At 56.3% G+C, this 3,518-nt stretch carries 1 protein-coding gene; it reads right to left on the minus strand.

Going from position 1 to position 3,518, the window contains the following annotated elements; translation table 11 throughout:
* Positions 1–3,504 (minus strand): type I polyketide synthase (locus ABJQ89_RS16265; protein ID WP_348497207.1); only part of this gene is annotated, 3,504 nt, incomplete at its 3' end.
* Between the last annotated feature and the right edge of the window lie 14 nt (positions 3,505–3,518).

Below are 3,518 nucleotides of genomic sequence, written 5' to 3' on the forward strand. Positions count from 1 at the left end.
GCCGAGCACGCCAGCGATTGACGAAAAGCTAACAAGCCAATCAAGATCGTCCGACTTACTGGCCTCTGCGAGGGTCAAAAGACCCGCCACCTTTGGCGCGAGCACCGCTTCGAAGCGTTCTGCCGTCATATCCGCGATCAAGCCATCATCAAGAACACCCGCCGCGTGAACGATCCCGCGCAAGCCATGCGGTCCACTTCTGATATCGCTCAGCAACGCATCAACCTCGCTCTGAACCGCGATATCACAACGTGCGATTTGAACGTTTGCCCCTTGAGTAGCCCATCCCTCCATGTGGGATTTTAACTGTGCCGTCTCTCCCGTGCGCGACACCAAGATGATATTGCGCGCGCCGTTTTGGACGAGCCAATCCGTGACCGTACGTCCAAGCCCGCCCGTGCCACCCGTTATGAGATAACTGCCCTCAGCGGTGAGCGATTGCGCCATGCTTTGCTGGGAAATCGTTGCGTTATTAGCGGGCGCTAGACGTGCAACAAAACGCTGCTCTGCACGCAGGATACTTTCTGGTTCATCTTCAATCTCAGAGCGGATGAGCACCTCACTTGCGAGCGCAAGCCAATCGAAATCCTTGCTCGGATCGCAATCAATCAGGCGAGGGCGCAAGGTCGGGTATTCATTCCGCAAGACCCGACAAAGCCCGAGCAACGCGCTTTGCACAGCATTCCAGTTGTGTGGCGCGCTCTGAAACGCATACGCACCTTTTGTGACGATGGTCAAACGGGGCGGGGGCGTTTGGCCGCTGTCTTCGACCGCCTGCGCAAATGCGCTCAGCTTGGCGCTTAGCCCAGCCTGCGCGCGGCATAGGTTTTGCGCATCATCGCCCAAGCCCTGTTCGGTTTCGTCAAAGAGCAAAACCAGCTCGCTCCACGTTTGCGAGGCATCGTTCTGTGGAAGGTTGAATGCGCGCGACTGTACCCGCGCCGCGCGTCCTTCAAGGTGTTTTGCAAGCTCTTCTCCGCCAATCCCGCTCTCTGACAAGATCAGGACCGTTGTCTCTGAGGCATCTTGAGACACCGTTGGTGCAGGGCAGGTTTCCCAGTTCATTTGATACAGGCGTGGCTGTGTATCTGCCGTGTCGGAGGTTTGTGTCACGCGTCGATCTTGATTGACCTTGTCGAGCCAATAGCGACGGCGTTCAAAAGGGGACGGGGCAATTTTCACGCGCTTTCGTGTAAATCCGCGATGATATTTCGCCCAATCAAAAGCGAAGCCTTTCAGCCAGAGTTGTGCTGCTGTGGCTGACACTGAGTGGCCTTTGCCCTTTTCAAAAGAAGGCAAGCCAAAAAGCGGCTTGGTTTGTGGAGGCAAAGCAGTAGCAGTGCCATCGTCTCCCAAGACCAGCGCGATGGTGCAGCCTTGTGCCGCCAAAGCGTCCAAACCTCGTCCACGATGTGCAGGCATAGCGCATTGGGCCCAGAATTCCGGCTTGGGCAATGTGTTTCCTGAAGCAAAACCAAAACGCGCGGAGCGAGGTTTGAGACCTTCGGCAAAGCTGCGCAGGGCGATTTTCGCGGTGGCTTCCAGAGCACTATCACGGGCATCACTCGCCTGCGCGAGGGCAGCGCAATGCATCGCCAATTCCAGCGTGTCAGAAAGGCCAACCAGGCCCGAAACATGCGCTGCAGCGATTTCGGACAAGCCTTCGCCGCCGAGGGTAAAGGGCGACACGCCCCAAGCGATCCACATGCGCGCGGCAGCAATCGAGATAGCGCAACAGGTCAATTCCAACTGCTTGTGCCGCGCCTCATCCGCGACAGGGTCCGCAGCCAACAGACGTGCGGGAAGATCGACGTTTCGATCTGCTGGGATTGCTTTCTGGCAAGCATCGAAGGCTTGTTTGAATATGGGCTCGCTTAAGTAAAGTTTACGACCTTGTGTCAAAAGCGCCTGACTAGGTCGGGCCATTACCATTGCCAGTTTTTCGCGTTGGCCGTCGTCTACGTGTTCGTCAGCTGTTTCAGCAGCTTTTTTCTTTATTTCGGTGATGGCAGTCTCTGGGGTGCTTGCCGAAATCGCGAGGCGATGAGCAAAATCTGCGCGTCCGATATTGGATGTGTAACAATAATCCGCAAACTCTTCGGGCGGCAAAACGGTTAAATCTCTTTCGTAACGGCGAGCGACTTCCTCAAGCGATGCCGCGCTACGGGCGGAGAGGGTTAGAACATGCTCATCGCGTTCAATCACTGCCTGTGGACTTGCCGCATTGACGTTATCATCCGGCGCGCCCGCCACAACGATATGAGCGTTGGTTCCACTGATCCCGAAAGAGCTTACACCGGCAACTTGCGGCACTGTGCTTGGCCAGTCTTGGGTTTTTTGCGGTAAGCGCAAATCCAACCCCTCATGCGAGATATGCGGGTTCATTTGCGAGAAATGCAGATGTGCAGGGAGCGTTTTTTCTTGAAGTGAAAGCAGCGTCTTTATCACGCCTGCAATGCCAGCAGCGGCTTCCAAATGACCGATGTTTGTCTTAACCGAACCAACCCACAGCGGCACATCTGCGGGGCGGTCGGGACCAAAAATGCGTGTGAGCGCGCGAATTTCGATAGGGTCACCAAGCGGCGTGCCCGTGCCATGAGCCTCGATATAGCCGATGTCTGCAGGCGAAAGGCCTGCCTTGCCCAAGGCCGAGCGAATGACGCTTTCTTGTGCGCTGACGCTCGGAACCGTCAGGCCGCCGCTGCGCCCGTCATGGTTCACGGCTGAGCCAAGTAATTGCCCCAGAATGCGGTCGCCATCGGCCTGCGCATCCGACAGGCGTTTGAGAACAATGACGCCGCATCCTTCACCGCGCCCATAGCCATCCGCAGAGGCGTCAAACGTCTTGCATCGCCCGTCCTTGGCAAGTGCCTTTAACTTGCTGAAATAAATGTTGAGAACTGGGGACAGGATCATGTTCACCCCCGCGCTCAGGGCCATGTCACATTCGCCATTTCGCAAACTTTCCATCGCGAGATGCAGACTGACTAAAGAGGACGAACAGGCCGTATCTAAGGCAAGGCAGGGGCCTTCCAAGCCCATTGAATAGGCAATACGTCCCGCAGCGGCGCAACCGGCGGTGCCCGTGCAACAATATGGGTCAATATCGCGGTAATCCATACCGTCGTGCATTAAGCCCATGTAATCATTGGTGCTTATACCAACAAAAACGCCTGTCGATGATCCCGCGAGAGAGTCAGGCGCGTAACCCGCATCTTCCAAAGCTTCCCAAGACACTTCGAGCAGATAACGCTGCTGAGGATCCAGCGTTTTCGCCTCTCGCGGGGTGATCGAAAACAAGGACGCGTCAAATTGATCGATGTCTTCGTTCAAGAATCCACCGCGCCGCGTATGCATGCGGCCGGGCACTTCGGGGTCGGGATCGTAATGCGCATCCACATCCCAACGCGAAGCAGGTACATCTGTAGTGCCGTCCTTTGCATCGCGCAGGAAGTTCCAGCAGCTTTCCGCATCTTCAATACCACCCGGTAATCGGCAGGCCATGCCAACGACGGCAA

Origin of the sequence: Planktotalea sp. (genome assembly GCF_039984035.1) — a bacterium.
In the GTDB taxonomy this organism is placed as follows: Bacteria; Pseudomonadota; Alphaproteobacteria; order Rhodobacterales; family Rhodobacteraceae; genus Planktotalea.